Raw genomic sequence first — 13,518 nt, 5'->3', positions numbered from 1 at the left:
CCCCCTCAAGATGAGATTTCCCAATTAGTAAGACCCCTTGAAGACGACGAGGTTGATAGGCCTGGGGTGGAAGTGCAGCAATGCATGGAGCTGACAGGTACTAATCGGTCGAGGGCTTATCCAAAAACAACTCCAAAAAGTGGCGTCAGGCTGAACAAGCCGATCTGAGCACTTGAGGAGACTAAAACGCAAAGCACGTTTCGTATCCAGTTTTCAGGTGATCAAACATCTGAACACGTTTGGTGGCGATGGCGGAGGGGTTCCACGCGTACCCATCCCGAACACGACCGTTAAGCCCTCCAGCGCCGATGGTACTTGGACCGAAGGGTCCTGGGAGACTAGGACGCCGCCAAGCGAACTTTATTCCCTGATAGCTCAGTTGGTAGAGCACTCGACTGTTAATCGAGTTGTCACAGGTTCGAGTCCTGTTCGGGGAGCCATTTCATGGCCCGTTGGTCAAGGGGTTAAGACACCTCCCTTTCACGGAGGTAACAGGGGTTCGAATCCCCTACGGGTCACCATTTCTCTACTTTGTTTTTATCCCAGTAGCACGGAGGCTTAGCTCAGCTGGGAGAGCATCTGCCTTACAAGCAGAGGGTCGGGGGTTCGATCCCCTCAGCCTCCACCATATGATTTTCTTTTACTGACGCGGGGTGGAGCAGCCCGGTAGCTCGTCGGGCTCATAACCCGAAGGCCGCAGGTTCAAATCCTGCCCCCGCAATTATCCCTTCAATGGGATGCTTAACTAGTGTGGAGCCGTGGTGTAGAGGCCTAACATGCCTGCCTGTCACGCAGGAGACCGCGGGTTCGAATCCCGTCGGCTCCGCCATTTACATCTTAAGATTTCGCTTACGCGAGCCATTAGCTCAGTTGGTAGAGCACCTGACTTTTAATCAGGGTGTCGAAGGTTCGAGTCCTTCATGGCTCACCAGTTTTATTTTCTTTTTTTGCGGACGTGGCTCAGCGGTAGAGCATCGCCTTGCCAAGGCGAGGGTCGCGGGTTCGATTCCCGTCGTCCGCTCCATAATGCGCGCCCTTAGCTCAGCTGGATAGAGCGTTTGACTACGAATCAAAAGGTCAGGAGTTCGAATCTCTTAGGGCGCGCCATTCTTTTTATAGGCCGGTGTGGCGGAATTGGCAGACGCGCGCGACTCAAAATCGTGAGGGAAACCGTGGGGGTTCGAGTCCCTTCACCGGCATTTATCGGGACGTAGCTCAGCTTGGTAGAGCACCTGGTTTGGGACCAGGGGGTCGCATGTTCGAATCGTGTCGTCCCGATCCAAAACAGTCATCTTACGGATGGCTGTTTTTTTTATTGGAATTGGAAATGTGAACCGGGGTGCTAAAGGCATTGTATATTTCTAGAAACACGAGGTCAGAATATACAATAAAACTCCGATAGAAGGGGATCCTCGTGAATAAATTTCATCCTTTAAAGTGGCTCGGGAAATGTTGGAGAGCATGGAGACGTAAGGTTTTTACCATCTGTGCGTGCGGTATCGTTGCCTTTATGGCTTGGCTCGGTTTGCCGCTCTCCAAACAAATGGAAAGCCTGATGACCGAAGAACCGCTGGCCCTGGAAGCCCTCGGCAATTGGGTTGCCCCCGATACCTCGGAAGAAGCTGAAGGTTGGCTCGAAGACTTACGGAGGACGAAGCATCTCCGGATTGTACATCTGAACAAGAACTATACCTGCGGACAAGAAAGTTCGGTTCTGGGGTTAATGCGTCCCGAGGAGATTGAGGCATTGGCCAAGCAGCACCCGGAATGGAGCGGGCGTCTTGCCGCCGGCGGCGATGTTTGGTTTGATGAGCAGGTGCAGGGCATGTCGGAAATATGTGAGCGCGACGGTTATGTAGGCATTGATAAGAAGGGATATCTGAGCCTTTTTGAAGGACCGCCCAAACAGGAAAAGGTGATCCGAACCTTTTTTCAGTTGGACGTAGAAACCATGGAGAGCGCTCTGCCTACCGAAGTATTGGAGCAATTGCAAAACGGTATTCGCATCCGGGATATTGAAGAATACAACAGTGTATTATCCACCTTTAGCGACTATGCGGTAGAGGCATCCGAAGGAGCCATGAAGCCAACCGATGAAGAATAAGGAATAGGGCCGCCGCCCGTATTTAAAATAGAGAAGAGTCCAGGGACGTTGCGAGGCAACGTCTCTTTTTTGTTAGCGAAGGGCCTTCGAATTTATATTAAAGTTTTTCCTCAACCCCTTCAAACTTTTGTTATAATGAAGTGAATACATATGTTCGCTTTACCGGACATATCCCGAGGGGCTGGTGCAAACAGCCGGATCGGAGACTTGACTTGAGCAGGCTAGGGAGAGATTGGATTTTGCGAATATTGGGAATCGACCCCGGAATCGCAATTGTCGGTTTCGGTTTTATCGATAAGCAGGGGAGTAAGCTGGTACCCGTTCAATACGGTTGTATTCAGACGGAGGCCCATACGCCGGAGGAAGAGCGGCTGCTTCATGTCTATGAGGGAATGGTACAACTGATCGACAAGTATAAGCCGGATGCGGTTGCTTTGGAGAAGCTGTTTTTTAATCGGAATGTGACAACGGCGATGTCGGTGGGACAGGCCCGGGGAGTGATGGTGCTGGCTGCGGTGCAAAAAGAGTTGCCGGTCTCGGAATATACGCCGATGCAAGTCAAGCAGGCTATCGTCGGGTACGGAAAGGCCGAAAAACGGCAAGTCCAGGAGATGACGAGGATGTTTTTGAAGCTCCAGGCGATTCCCAAACCGGATGATGTAGCCGATGCGCTCGCTGTGGCGATCTGCCACGCACATTCCTGCACTTTAAATTCCAAACTAAATGAGGTATTGCGGTCATGATTGATTTTTTGCGGGGCCAGGTCGCCCATTTTGAAAGTGAATATATCGTACTGGACGTACAAGGGGTAGGGTACCGGGTCTTCTGTCCGAATCCCTATGCCTTTGCCGCCAAAAATCAGGAGATCACTACCGTGTATACGCATCATCACGTCAGAGAAGATGCCATTTTACTGTTCGGCTTCCCGTCCAGGGAGGAACAGCGGCTGTTCCGCAAACTGATCGAAGTGTCGGGGATCGGCCCCAAAGTGGCATTGGGAATTTTAAGCGGAGGCAATCCGGATACCGTGGTCGCCGCGATTCATCAGGAGAATATTTCATTTTTGACGAAGCTGCCGGGTATTGGCAAAAAGACGGCCCAGCGGATGATCCTGGACCTCAAGGACAAGCTGGATGGCATGGGCGGAACCGCCTCGCTGTTCGATCCGGTTCCGGCCGCGGTCGTGTCGGTGGACGGTGTGCCCGGCTGGCCGGAAGCCCGGGAAGGGCTAAAAGCGCTCGGATATACCGATGCCGAACTGGACCGCGTGTGGAACACCTTAAAGGATCAGGTGCATGTGGATGAAGCTGTCAATTCGGTAATGAAAAAGGCCCTCAAGCTGCTGTACGCGGGTTGATCATAGGCTGAAGGAAAGAGGTGCTGAAAAATGGAAGACCGAATCATTTCGGCAAATCTGATGATGGAAGACCAAGCCGTGGAGCTAAGCCTTCGTCCCCGCTATTTGGCGGAATATATCGGCCAGGAACGGATCAAGGAAAATCTTAAAATTTATATAGAAGCGGCCAAAATGCGCAAGGAAGCTCTGGATCATGTACTTCTTTACGGACCGCCGGGGCTGGGAAAAACGACGCTCGCGAATATTATCGCCAATGAACTGGGGGTCAATCTGCGGACGACTTCGGGGCCGGCGATCGAGCGCCCCGGCGATCTGGCGGCTTTGTTAACGAATTTACAGGAAGGCGATGTCCTGTTTATCGACGAAATCCACCGACTGCACCGGACCGTGGAGGAAGTGTTATATCCGGCGATGGAGGATTTTGCGCTGGATATAATGATCGGCAAAGGGCCGAGCGCGCGTTCTGTCCGGTTGGACCTGCCGCCTTTTACCCTGGTAGGCGCCACAACGCGCGCCGGTTTATTGTCCGCGCCGCTGCGCGACCGGTTTGGCGTAGTGAGCCGGCTGGAGTTCTATACCCGCGACGAGCTCAGCTTCATTGTGTCCCGGGGCGCCGACATTCTGGGCATCCCGATCCTGGGAAATGCCTCCGACGAAATCGCGCTTCGCTCGCGGGGGACACCGCGGATTGCCAATCGTCTGCTAAAGCGGGTAAGGGACTACGCCCAGGTTCGCGGAGACGGCATGATTACGCCGGAAATTGCTAAAGAGGCTTTGGAGATGCTGCAGGTAGATCCGATGGGCTTGGATCTGATTGACCATAAGATGCTGCGCGCCATGATCATGAGTTTTCGCGGCGGACCGGTCGGCCTGGACACGATTGCAGCGACCATCGGGGAAGAGAGCCAGACGATCGAGGATGTTTACGAACCGTATCTGCTGCAGATCGGTTATTTGCAGCGGACACCGCGCGGCCGGGTGGTAACACCGGCGGCTTATGCCCACTTGGGGCTTCCTCTGCCGGAACCGCCGAAGTAAAGGGTCGCCTGGCCACCCTGTAATAGGACTGCAACAGCAACATGAGGAGGAGTCGCGACATGAAGAACAAGACGCCGGGGATTTCCCCAAGACTATGGGGAAAAGCTCTTCTGGCCGGACTTTTGCTGGCTGGAGCCCTTCAGCTTCCCGTTTCGGCCGATCGCGGGACAAGCGCTAATGTAAGGGTAGCCATGTTTCTGGATTTCGGAGGCACCTTTAAGTCCACCGTTCCGGCGGTGACCTTGAAAGCTGATTCGGCTTGGGGAGCCGGTCTGCAGACGGGAGGGGACAATTGGGTCCGGCTGTCGGCCGGAGAATCCGCCCGTTTCAGCGTTTCCGGCTATAAGGTAAAGGTCATGGAAAGCACGGACTGGAACACGGTAGCGGCGGCGGTAAAGAAGCTGCAGGCAACCGCCGATAAACCGGTGGCGTTTGAACAGAAACAAGACGGAGGCACCCGCTATCTCATATATACCGGCCCTTACGCAAGCGAGGCGGAAGCCCGGAAAGCCGCGGATCGCACCGCTTCCGCACTTTCCGCCTCGCTAAAAGGCCAACAGCCGTCCGTGCGGGGCGTCCATTATGCTTCCGCCGGGAGCTTTGACAGTAAGGTCGAAGCGGAAGTGGTGCGCGCTTCCCTGGATGTGCCGAACGGAGAAGCGTTCGTGGTGCTTACCGGACCGCAGCAATACAGCGTATGGGCAGGGGGCGCGGCGAATGAGGCAGATCTTGCGGCGTTGAAAGGGCAACTGAACCAAACGGCGCCCCAGCTATCCTGGACTACGGCAAACACGAGTCAGCCCGCGCTGCTTATTCACAGCGACGTTACGCTCAACTTGGCAGCGCCTTCTTCAGTAGATCACTTTGAACTTAGCGGAAGTGAGGCAGCACTGCGGATTGGGGACGATGAAGATTCCTTGATCCAGGTGGCAGAACGATCCAACCGCAAATATCGCGGCGACTTTGAAATTAGCCGCTATAACGGTCAATTGGCCTTGGTTAATGAAGTCCCGCTAGAGCAATATTTATATTCCGTCGTAGCTGCCGAGGTTCCTTCTTCCTGGCCCCAGGAATCCCTGAAGGCGCAGGCGGTGGCCGCCCGAAGTTACGCGCTGTTCAACGCCTCAGCCAATAGATTCAAAGTGGCCGGATTGGTTGACACGACCTTAAGCCAGGTTTATAACGGAGCGGAGAAGGAAGTAAAGAGCGTGAAACAGGCTGTAGACAGCACGGCGGGTGAGGTTCTCACGGTAAACGGCAAAGTCATCGAGGGGATTTTCTCCTCCAACAGCGGCGGGGCCGTAGCGGATTCCTCGGAGGTCTGGAACAGCCTTGATCCGGTATTTTCCTACGTGCCGAGCGAGGAGGATCAGGCGGCGCAGGCCGGTTTGAAATCCTGGTATTACGTCCTTTTATCGAGCGGTAAGACAGGCTATATTCGGCAAGACCAAGCGGAATTAACAGGCGGCTCAACCGCCGCCGGATTAAAGAAACTGACCGCCAAGTCGAATTCGGTCATGGTCAGACCGCTGCCATTGATTCAATCGGGAGTGGACCCCGTCGCCAAAATCAATCTGGGCGACCAGGCGATCGTCCTCGGTGAACAGGTTGAATCAAACGCCTATGCCTGGATTCGGGGTCCCTTCAGTTCGGCGCAATTGGAGAAATCGTTGAAAGGCAAAACGAGCACCCCGGTACCTTCGCCCATCAACAGTCTTGAGGTCACTCAAAGAGGGCCGTCCGGTCGGGTTACCCAGGTCAAAGCCAACGGCCAAATTGTGGATGTCAAATATCCCGACGCCTTGCGTTCGGCTTTGAACGGCTTACCGAGTACCCTGTTTGATATTGTGCCTACCGGACGTTATACTTTACAAGGTGCGGATGGTGTTGTCGCCAGCAAAAAGGCATCTGAGGGCGTTCAAGTCATGACGGCTTCCGGTACCAAGAACTTGTCCGGCGGAAACCTCGTTGTTATGGACAGTAGCGGCGCGGCTCGTGTCGTGGACGATACCCAGGCGTTTTTGTTTATAGGTAAAGGAAACGGCCATGGTCTGGGATTATCCCAATGGGGAGCCAAAGGAATGGCCGACGCCGGGTATGATTATCGGAAAATCTTGCAACACTACTATCAAAATGTGACTATTGTCAAGGAATGAAGGCTAATTATGAATGTAGACCTGTACGATTTTGAGCTTCCGGAAGAACTGATTGCCCAGACGCCGCTTGCGGATCGTACCGCTTCCCGGCTGCTGGCCTTGAATAAACAAGACGGAAGCATACAGCATCATACGTTTTCGGACATCGTGGATTATTTGCAGCCGGGCGATACCTTGGTCTTGAATGATACTCGCGTAATTCCCGCCCGACTATTCGGGGTCAAGGAGGATACCGGGGCCAAAGCGGAAGTTCTCCTGCTGAAAAATTTGGGAGAAGATCGCTGGGAGGCCTTGGTCAAGCCCGGTAAAAAATTAAAAACCGGAGCGGTCATCGTGTTCGGCGAAGAGCTGAAGGCGACGATTGAACAGGAAGGTGAAATGGGCGGTCGTGTGCTTCGTTTTTCCTATCAAGGGATTTTTCACGAAATTCTCGACCGCTTGGGGCAAATGCCCCTCCCGCCTTATATCAAGGAGAAGCTGGATGACCGGGAAAGATATCAGACGGTTTACTCGAAGCATGAAGGCTCGGCGGCCGCTCCGACGGCCGGACTTCATTTTACGGAAGACCTGCTGGATGAGATTCGAAAAAAAAGGATCGATATTGCTTTTGTGACGCTGCATGTCGGGCTTGGAACGTTCCGCCCGATGTCGGTCGATCGCGTTGAGGATCATGTAATGCATGAGGAATATTATGTTCTGCCGCAAGAAACCGCGGATTTGTTGAACGAGACGAAGGCGAGAGGCGGCCGGATTATCGCCGTAGGAACGACATCCGCGCGGACGCTGGAAACGGTGGCGCAGAAATGCGGGAATGGTCCGGTGGTTCAAAGCAGCGGTTGGACCGGAATCTTTATCTATCCCGGTTATCAATTCGGGCTGGTGGATGCGCTCATCACCAATTTTCACCTCCCGAAGTCAACGCTGGTTATGCTGGTCAGCGCCTTGGCGGGCCGGGAGACAATCTTGAAGGCTTACCGGGAAGCGGTTGAGCATCGATACCGGTTCTTCAGTTTTGGGGACGCCATGTTTATTTACTAAAAGCTATAGAGGATGGATGATAGATGGCTGCAGCGATAACTTACGAACACATCAAAACCTGCAAACAATCGGGGGCCAGACTGGGGCGTGTGCATACGCCGCACGGCAGTTTCGATACCCCCGTTTTTATGCCGGTCGGAACACAGGCTACCGTCAAAACGATGAGCCCGGAAGAGCTTAAGGAAATGGATGCGCGGATTATTTTAAGCAATACGTATCACCTGTTCCTTCGTCCGGGGCACGACATCGTCCGGGAGGCGGGCGGGCTGCACAAATTTATGAATTGGGATCGCGCCATCCTGACGGATAGCGGCGGATTTCAGGTTTTTTCCCTGAGTGAAATGCGAAAGATTACGGAGGAAGGCGTGCATTTTCGTTCCCACCTGAACGGAGACAAGCTGTTTCTTTCCCCCGAGGTCGCCATGGAAATTCAGAACGCGCTCGGCTCCGATATTATGATGGCATTTGACGAATGTCCGCCTTATCCGGCGGATTACAATTATGTCAAGAAATCCACGGAACGGACAAGCCGCTGGGCCGAACGCTGCCTGAAGAGCAACGCTCGACCGCATGACCAAGGGCTGTTTGCCATCGTGCAGGGCGGCATGTATGAAGATTTGCGCAAGCAGAGCGCCAAAGATTTGACTTCCCTGGATTTCCCGGGGTATGCTATTGGTGGACTGAGTGTGGGTGAACCGAAGCATTTGATGTATGAAGTGTTGGACTATACGGTGCCTCTGTTGCCGACGGACAAGCCCCGCTATCTGATGGGTGTCGGTTCGCCGGATGCGCTGATTGAGGGCGCGATTCGGGGAGTCGATATGTTTGACTGCGTATTGCCGACACGGATTGCCCGCAACGGCACCACGATGACGAGCCAAGGAAGACTGGTCGTCCGAAACGCTCAGTATGCCAAAGACTTCGGACCTCTGGACCCGGAATGCGACTGCTACACCTGCCGGAACTATTCCCGCGCTTATCTTCGTCATCTGATCAAAGCCGACGAAACGTTCGGACTCCGGCTGACTACATATCATAATCTGCAATTCTTGATCAAACTGATGGATAACGTTCGCCAGGCGATCATGGATGACAGATTGCTGGATTTCCGGGATGAGTTTTTCGAAAAGTATGGTCTTTTTGGCAACGAAAAAGGATTTTAAAGATTCGGATATACCATGAAAGGGGGAAAAATGGGATGTTCCATCAATTTTACGCGGCAACACCGGCGGCCGGTGCACCGGGAACAGGGGGACTGCTTTCGTTCATCCTGCCGCTTGTGATTATGTTTGCCGTGTTCTACTTTTTGCTGATCCGTCCTCAGAAGAAAAAACAGCAAACCCGCAATACGATGCTCAACGCGCTGCAAAAAGGGGATAAAATCGTCACGATCGGCGGCCTGCACGGCTCGATTGTAGAATTGACCGATGATACGGTTGTCATTCGCGTCAACGATGTAACGAAAATGACGTTCGACCGCAATGCCATCAGCCACCGGGTGGATGAAAAGGCATAGCCTTACGGTGTGAACTCGAAAGAGCCTGAAGTCAAAACTTCAGGCTCTTTTTTTCGACCAATCGGAAGAGGGGAGGGAGGGATTCGCGCTTCGATCCAGGCGCCGGGCCCATTTTAAACCAAGGCCGGATGCCAAAGTGGCGAGAAGCAGTCCGCCGATCATATCCGTTAGCCAGTGAATGCCCAGGTAAAAGATGGAGAAAACGATAATAGCCGCGCTTGCCGTAGCCGCGATCGCCCATTTCCGGTTTCCCGAACGGATCGCGAGCATCGCCATCGAAACCGAGACCGAGGTATGCAGGCTGGGAAAGCAGTTGTTAATCCCCGAAAGGGGACGGTAAAGCGTATTGAATTCCGGAAAAGCCTCCAGCATGTAGAACGCTGCTCCCGATGGCGGATAGGACCATACTTCGTTGACCGGAAACAGCGCATAGAAGGGGAGCGCGACCAAATAATTCAGCATAACCGTACAGCAAGTGGCATATACGAAAAGCTGCCGGCCGTCTCCGGCATAAATAAACAAAGAGGCTAAAATAAGCGCTTGAAATACGACCAGATAAAAGAACGACACGACCAAAGTTACCCCAGGGGCATGAAAAAGCTGCTGAAAAAAGGAAACAAAGTGGCCTTCCAGTTGGAATACCCAGGGCGTAAAATCAGCGGAATAGCTGTAATTTTGTTCCCAGGTCAATTCCAGGCTGTTTAACAGAAGCACAGCCACCATCATCGCCACCACGAGAAGCAATTTTCTGGATTTGACCAACAAGCTTAGCATAGCGGTCGCCGCGGTCCATAAAGAACGCGTACAGCAAAGTAGAACAAGAAGAAGAAATACCACCGCCGTTAGCAAGGAAATTGTAGACATCGAATGAAACTGCACGATCAAGCCTCCTACTATAGATCATCATCACTATGAAAGATTACCATAGTAGAGAGACGGGGAGTTTGCAGTTCCGTTACTTTTTCGTAAAGTTCACGCCAAATACCCCGCCGACGGCACCCAGAAGCAGCGAAGGAATGAGCAGCGCAAACTCCTGAACCCCCAGGGCATGATCCAGAGCCAGAAAACTGACAAGAAGCAACAGCAATCCGTACAGCCCCCCTGTAATAGAGCCTTGGTACAATCCTTTATGCCCGGCTTTTTTTCCGGAAACCAGCCCCCCTGCCAGCAGAGAAATCCCGTGTACCAGATAGGTATACCAAGTGAGTTCCTCTTCTTCCAAAATCCCGGATTGAAGCAGCAGCGACAAGATTAAGGCACCGATCATCATCCACAGAAAAGCGTACCATAATCCGGATACAGTAGGATGAGAAAAGCGGAATGAGAACATACGGCGAATGAGATGCATGGCAAGTTCCTCCATTCGATATTGTTAACCCATTTTATGGCCAAGCCGGGAGCGTTATGACTGAACGTCCAAAAATCAGGAATAAATTGTTTGGCATGTTAGCGGGAAGCGAAAGCCAGAATACAGGTACACCCCATTTTTGAGAAATGACGGGAGGGAACAGTTATGGCCGGGCATATCACACATCTTTCACTTGTCGTTTTTCGAACGGTATTGATGTATGTATTGGTTTTCGGAGTCATGCGGATTATGGGGAAAAGAGAAATCGGCCAGCTGTCCATCTTTGATCTGGTCATTTCGATTATGATTGCGGAAATCGCGGTTTTCGCTCTGGAAGATCCGGAACGACCTCTATATGACGGGATTGTTCCGATGATCACGCTGCTGCTTATCCAAATCGGCATTGCCGTCTTGTCCTTGAGGTTTCGCAAGGTGCGGCTTTGGTTCGATGGCGAGCCGAGCGTCATTATCCGCAACGGGGATATCAATCAGAAAGAAATGAGAAAGCAGCGCTATAACATCGATGACTTGTTGATGCAGTTGCGGTCTCAAAATATAGACAGCGTGGCCGATGTGGAGTTTGCCGTGCTGGAAACCAGCGGAAAGCTCAGCGTGCTGCCGAAAGATAAAACACTGGCCGGCGAGCACCCCGCCAAAGATGGCAAGAGCAAGGAAGCGGTATTCCCGTCGCTCGTTCCCAAGGTAAAATATGAAGCGCTGCCCCTGCCCCTGATTTTGGACGGAAAAGTGGACGATCACAATTTGAAACAAATCGGAAAAACCCGGTTCTGGTTGAAAAATCAAATTCAGGCCAAGGGGGTCCAGGATTTCAAGGATGTCTTTTTCTGTTCGATCGATCATAGGGGCAGATTATACTTCAATCGAAAGAAGGACTACTAAGGGATTTTTAGGCCTTGAACCATCTCCGGAATAGGGGGAGGCGTTTAAGATCATGCAAATCCACGAGCCCCAGCAAACCGGATAAAATCAAATACAAAATACCCGAGAGCGAGACGGAGGTCAGAAATTGAACTCCTGCGTTACCTCCTATTGGAACTTCATAGTAGAGATAAGAGGCGGCACCGGCCATGATGATCATCGCGCAACAGACTTTGACCAGATCCAGCAACGGCAACCGGTAATTTAACGTTTTGGCGACGCTTTGTCCATGGAGCAAAGTGACGATCACAAAGTTGACGATGATGGCAAGAATGGCCCCATAAATGCCTAGCGACGGATTTGAAGCAAGGTAAAAAATAAGAATAATTTTAACGATCGCTCCAATCAGCGTGTTGACGAGAGCCCTTCCCGGCTTATCCAGCGCTTGCAGTGTTGCCTGCAGCGGGGTTTGGACGTACAGCAGGAGCGCGAAAGGGGCCATCAGTTTCAGCATGCCCGCTATTTCCCCATCATTATAGACCAACTCGCAAAGCGGTCCGGCCAAAACATACATAACCGCAGCGAAGGGGGCGCCCGTCACCAGGGCTAGCCGAATGGATTGATGCAATCGCAAGTGAATCGTTCGGTGATCCCCCCGCGCTTGCGCCTCCGCCAATGAAGGAACCAGGGAAACCGCCAGGGCGGAGGTCAAGGCCCCCGGCAGCAAAAGCAAGGGAATAACCATGCCCTGCAGCGCTCCGTACTGGGCGGTGGCCACGGCGGTAGCAACCCCTGCAATCGCTAGACTTTGCGCGGTAGTAATGGACTCCAGCAAATAGGACAGCGAGCCGACAAGGCGACCTCCGGTAACCGGAATGGCGATACGCAGAATTTTGCGGAGCATTGCGGAAAAACTCTTAACCCGGGTGGCTGGCGCGGTTACTGAGATCTCCGGGGTTTCTTGCGCCTTCTTTTCCCGACGTTTCAGCCGGTGATACTGCCATAGCAAGACCGCCATTCCGGCCATTTCACCGACAACGACACCAAGCATGGCCCCGGCTGCGGCATATTCGATTCCCATCGGCAGCAGCAGAAAGGAAAACCACAGCACGCAAATGATCCGGGCTACCGTCTCCAGAATGGAGGATACGGCCGAAGGGATCATGTCCTGCTTCCCTTGAAAATAGCCGCGGAATACGGAGGAAATGGCAACGATGACAATCATCGGGCTCATGGCCAGGAAAGTCTGATATACCCGCGGATCCGTCAAAATATAGCGCGTGACCAAAGGAGCCCCCACAATGCACAGGACCGTAAAAAACAACCCGGCCCCGGTTGCAAAAATCAGGCTCGTTCGCAAGATGGCTTTGGACCGCTCGGGGACGCCGGCCGATTCCGCTTCGGCGACCAGCTTGGCGACAGCCAGCGGGATGCCTCCGGCGATCAGCGTGACGATCACGAGAAAGAACGGGTAACCGAGCTGGTAGAGGCCGACGCCTTCGGCTCCGATGACCCGGGGAAGCAAAATTCGCGGAATAAACCCGAGAATACGATTGATTATACTTGCGGCCAGCAGAATCATCGTGCCCTGGATAAAGGTCTGTTTGTTCAAATGGGATTCCCTCTCTCCTTATTAAGCGGCTTTGCGTGCATGCAAGACCCGCGGTTGTTAATAACCATATGCCGGTCCTGTCCCACTTCATGACTTGTCTTTTTGGGTCTTTATGCAGGAATCCAAAAAATAAGGTAGAATGTAATAAGACGGGGAGATAGAAGGAGGCATCATGATGGCTGAAGATGAAATGAGCGAAAAGCAGTTAAACGAAGCAATCGAAAGCCTTTGCGTCAGCAAAGCGGAGGAGTTCCGGTTAATCGGGTATGAGCATGTCACCGGCCGGGATATCTGGGAGTGCGTCAGCCAGAAATACGAGAAAGAAGGCTTCCCGCCATTATATCAGTTAGTGAATGATATCCTTTCTTTAAAAGCGACCCAGTTTATGAACTATATGACGATTTCCGCATTTCGTGGATCCCGTTTCGAATGAAAGGGGTCTTTTTTGTGATGGAATTTTAACCACTGTT

General features: G+C 52.6%; 13 protein-coding genes, 10 tRNA genes and 2 rRNA genes. 22 read left to right on the top strand and 3 right to left on the bottom strand.

Annotated features, from left to right (window positions below; translation table 11 throughout):
* The 20 genes from V4U88_RS23610 to yajC all read left to right on the top strand — a co-directional run.
* A 23S ribosomal RNA gene (locus tag V4U88_RS23610) occupies window positions 1-124 on the top strand; the annotation flags it as partial.
* Window positions 125-238: 114 nt separating this feature from the next.
* Window positions 239-355 (top strand): 5S ribosomal RNA (rrf, locus tag V4U88_RS23605).
* Window positions 356-364: 9 nt separating this feature from the next.
* Window positions 365-440, top strand: a tRNA-Asn gene (locus V4U88_RS23600).
* 6 nt (window positions 441-446) lie between these two features.
* A tRNA-Glu gene (locus V4U88_RS23595) sits at window positions 447-521 on the top strand.
* Window positions 522-552: 31 nt separating this feature from the next.
* Window positions 553-628 (top strand) — tRNA-Val (locus V4U88_RS23590).
* Window positions 629-647: 19 nt separating this feature from the next.
* Window positions 648-721: transfer RNA gene (locus V4U88_RS23585), tRNA-Met, on the top strand.
* A 31-nt stretch (window positions 722-752) separates the two neighbouring features.
* Window positions 753-829 (top strand) — tRNA-Asp (locus V4U88_RS23580).
* 26 nt (window positions 830-855) lie between these two features.
* Window positions 856-931, top strand: a tRNA-Lys gene (locus V4U88_RS23575).
* 18 nt (window positions 932-949) lie between these two features.
* Window positions 950-1,024, top strand: a tRNA-Gly gene (locus tag V4U88_RS23570).
* A 6-nt stretch (window positions 1,025-1,030) separates the two neighbouring features.
* Window positions 1,031-1,107: transfer RNA gene (locus V4U88_RS23565), tRNA-Arg, on the top strand.
* A 12-nt stretch (window positions 1,108-1,119) separates the two neighbouring features.
* Window positions 1,120-1,199, top strand: a tRNA-Leu gene (locus V4U88_RS23560).
* A 5-nt stretch (window positions 1,200-1,204) separates the two neighbouring features.
* Window positions 1,205-1,278: transfer RNA gene (locus V4U88_RS23555), tRNA-Pro, on the top strand.
* Window positions 1,279-1,414: 136 nt separating this feature from the next.
* Window positions 1,415-2,104, top strand: a complete 690-nt coding sequence (locus tag V4U88_RS23550; protein WP_334075671.1) for a BofC C-terminal domain-containing protein — start codon at window positions 1,415-1,417, stop codon at window positions 2,102-2,104.
* A gap of 239 nt (window positions 2,105-2,343) precedes the next feature.
* A complete protein-coding gene (gene ruvC, locus V4U88_RS23545; protein ID WP_334075670.1) occupies window positions 2,344-2,847 on the top strand; it encodes a crossover junction endodeoxyribonuclease RuvC in 504 nt (167 codons plus the stop codon).
* A complete protein-coding gene (ruvA, locus tag V4U88_RS23540; RefSeq protein ID WP_334075669.1) occupies window positions 2,844-3,461 on the top strand; it encodes a Holliday junction branch migration protein RuvA in 618 nt (205 codons plus the stop codon). Before ruvC ends, ruvA begins: the two co-directional genes overlap by 4 nt.
* Window positions 3,462-3,491: 30 nt before the next feature.
* The gene (gene ruvB, locus V4U88_RS23535) at window positions 3,492-4,499 is read left to right on the top strand and encodes a Holliday junction branch migration DNA helicase RuvB (protein WP_334075668.1); all 1,008 of its coding nucleotides are present in this window, start codon (window positions 3,492-3,494) and stop codon (window positions 4,497-4,499) included.
* Between the two features lie 59 nt (window positions 4,500-4,558).
* Window positions 4,559-6,655 carry a SpoIID/LytB domain-containing protein gene (locus V4U88_RS23530; RefSeq protein ID WP_334075667.1) on the top strand — a complete coding sequence of 699 codons (2,097 nt, stop codon included), beginning with the start codon at window positions 4,559-4,561 and terminating at the stop codon, window positions 6,653-6,655.
* A gap of 9 nt (window positions 6,656-6,664) precedes the next feature.
* On the top strand, window positions 6,665-7,693 hold the full coding sequence (gene queA / locus V4U88_RS23525) for a tRNA preQ1(34) S-adenosylmethionine ribosyltransferase-isomerase QueA (RefSeq protein WP_334075666.1): 1,029 nt from the start codon (window positions 6,665-6,667) through the stop codon (window positions 7,691-7,693).
* Between the two features lie 23 nt (window positions 7,694-7,716).
* On the top strand, window positions 7,717-8,856 hold the full coding sequence (tgt, locus tag V4U88_RS23520; RefSeq protein ID WP_334075665.1) for a tRNA guanosine(34) transglycosylase Tgt: 1,140 nt from the start codon (window positions 7,717-7,719) through the stop codon (window positions 8,854-8,856).
* A gap of 35 nt (window positions 8,857-8,891) precedes the next feature.
* Window positions 8,892-9,209 (top strand): preprotein translocase subunit YajC, encoded by a 318-nt coding sequence (gene yajC, locus V4U88_RS23515; protein WP_334075664.1) that lies wholly within the window; start codon window positions 8,892-8,894, stop codon window positions 9,207-9,209.
* Window positions 9,210-9,248: 39 nt separating this feature from the next.
* Here the strand turns inward: yajC and V4U88_RS23510 are convergent, their stop codons facing one another.
* A complete protein-coding gene (locus V4U88_RS23510; protein WP_334075663.1) occupies window positions 9,249-10,088 on the bottom strand; it encodes a phosphatase PAP2 family protein in 840 nt (279 codons plus the stop codon).
* Window positions 10,089-10,164: 76 nt separating this feature from the next.
* Window positions 10,165-10,557 (bottom strand): TIGR04086 family membrane protein, encoded by a 393-nt coding sequence (locus V4U88_RS23505; protein ID WP_334075662.1) that lies wholly within the window; start codon window positions 10,555-10,557, stop codon window positions 10,165-10,167.
* A gap of 165 nt (window positions 10,558-10,722) precedes the next feature.
* Here V4U88_RS23505 and V4U88_RS23500 point away from each other — a divergent pair, with 165 nt between their 5' ends.
* Window positions 10,723-11,457 (top strand): DUF421 domain-containing protein, encoded by a 735-nt coding sequence (locus V4U88_RS23500; protein ID WP_334075661.1) that lies wholly within the window; start codon window positions 10,723-10,725, stop codon window positions 11,455-11,457.
* A gap of 7 nt (window positions 11,458-11,464) precedes the next feature.
* Here V4U88_RS23500 and spoVB read toward each other — a convergent pair whose 3' ends face one another.
* Entirely contained in the window at window positions 11,465-13,048 is a 1,584-nt protein-coding gene (spoVB, locus tag V4U88_RS23495; protein WP_334075660.1) for a stage V sporulation protein B, read from the bottom strand.
* Window positions 13,049-13,223: 175 nt separating this feature from the next.
* Between spoVB and V4U88_RS23490 the strand changes: the two genes are divergently transcribed.
* Window positions 13,224-13,481: a post-transcriptional regulator gene (locus V4U88_RS23490; RefSeq protein ID WP_334075682.1), complete on the top strand. Its 258-nt coding sequence runs from the start codon at window positions 13,224-13,226 to the stop codon at window positions 13,479-13,481.
* Window positions 13,482-13,518: the final 37 nt, after the last annotated feature.

Source organism: Paenibacillus sp. A14, from assembly GCF_036864815.1.
Lineage (GTDB): Bacteria > Bacillota > Bacilli > Paenibacillales > Paenibacillaceae > Fontibacillus > Fontibacillus sanfengchensis.
This window is presented reverse-complemented; position numbering and strand designations above follow the sequence as displayed.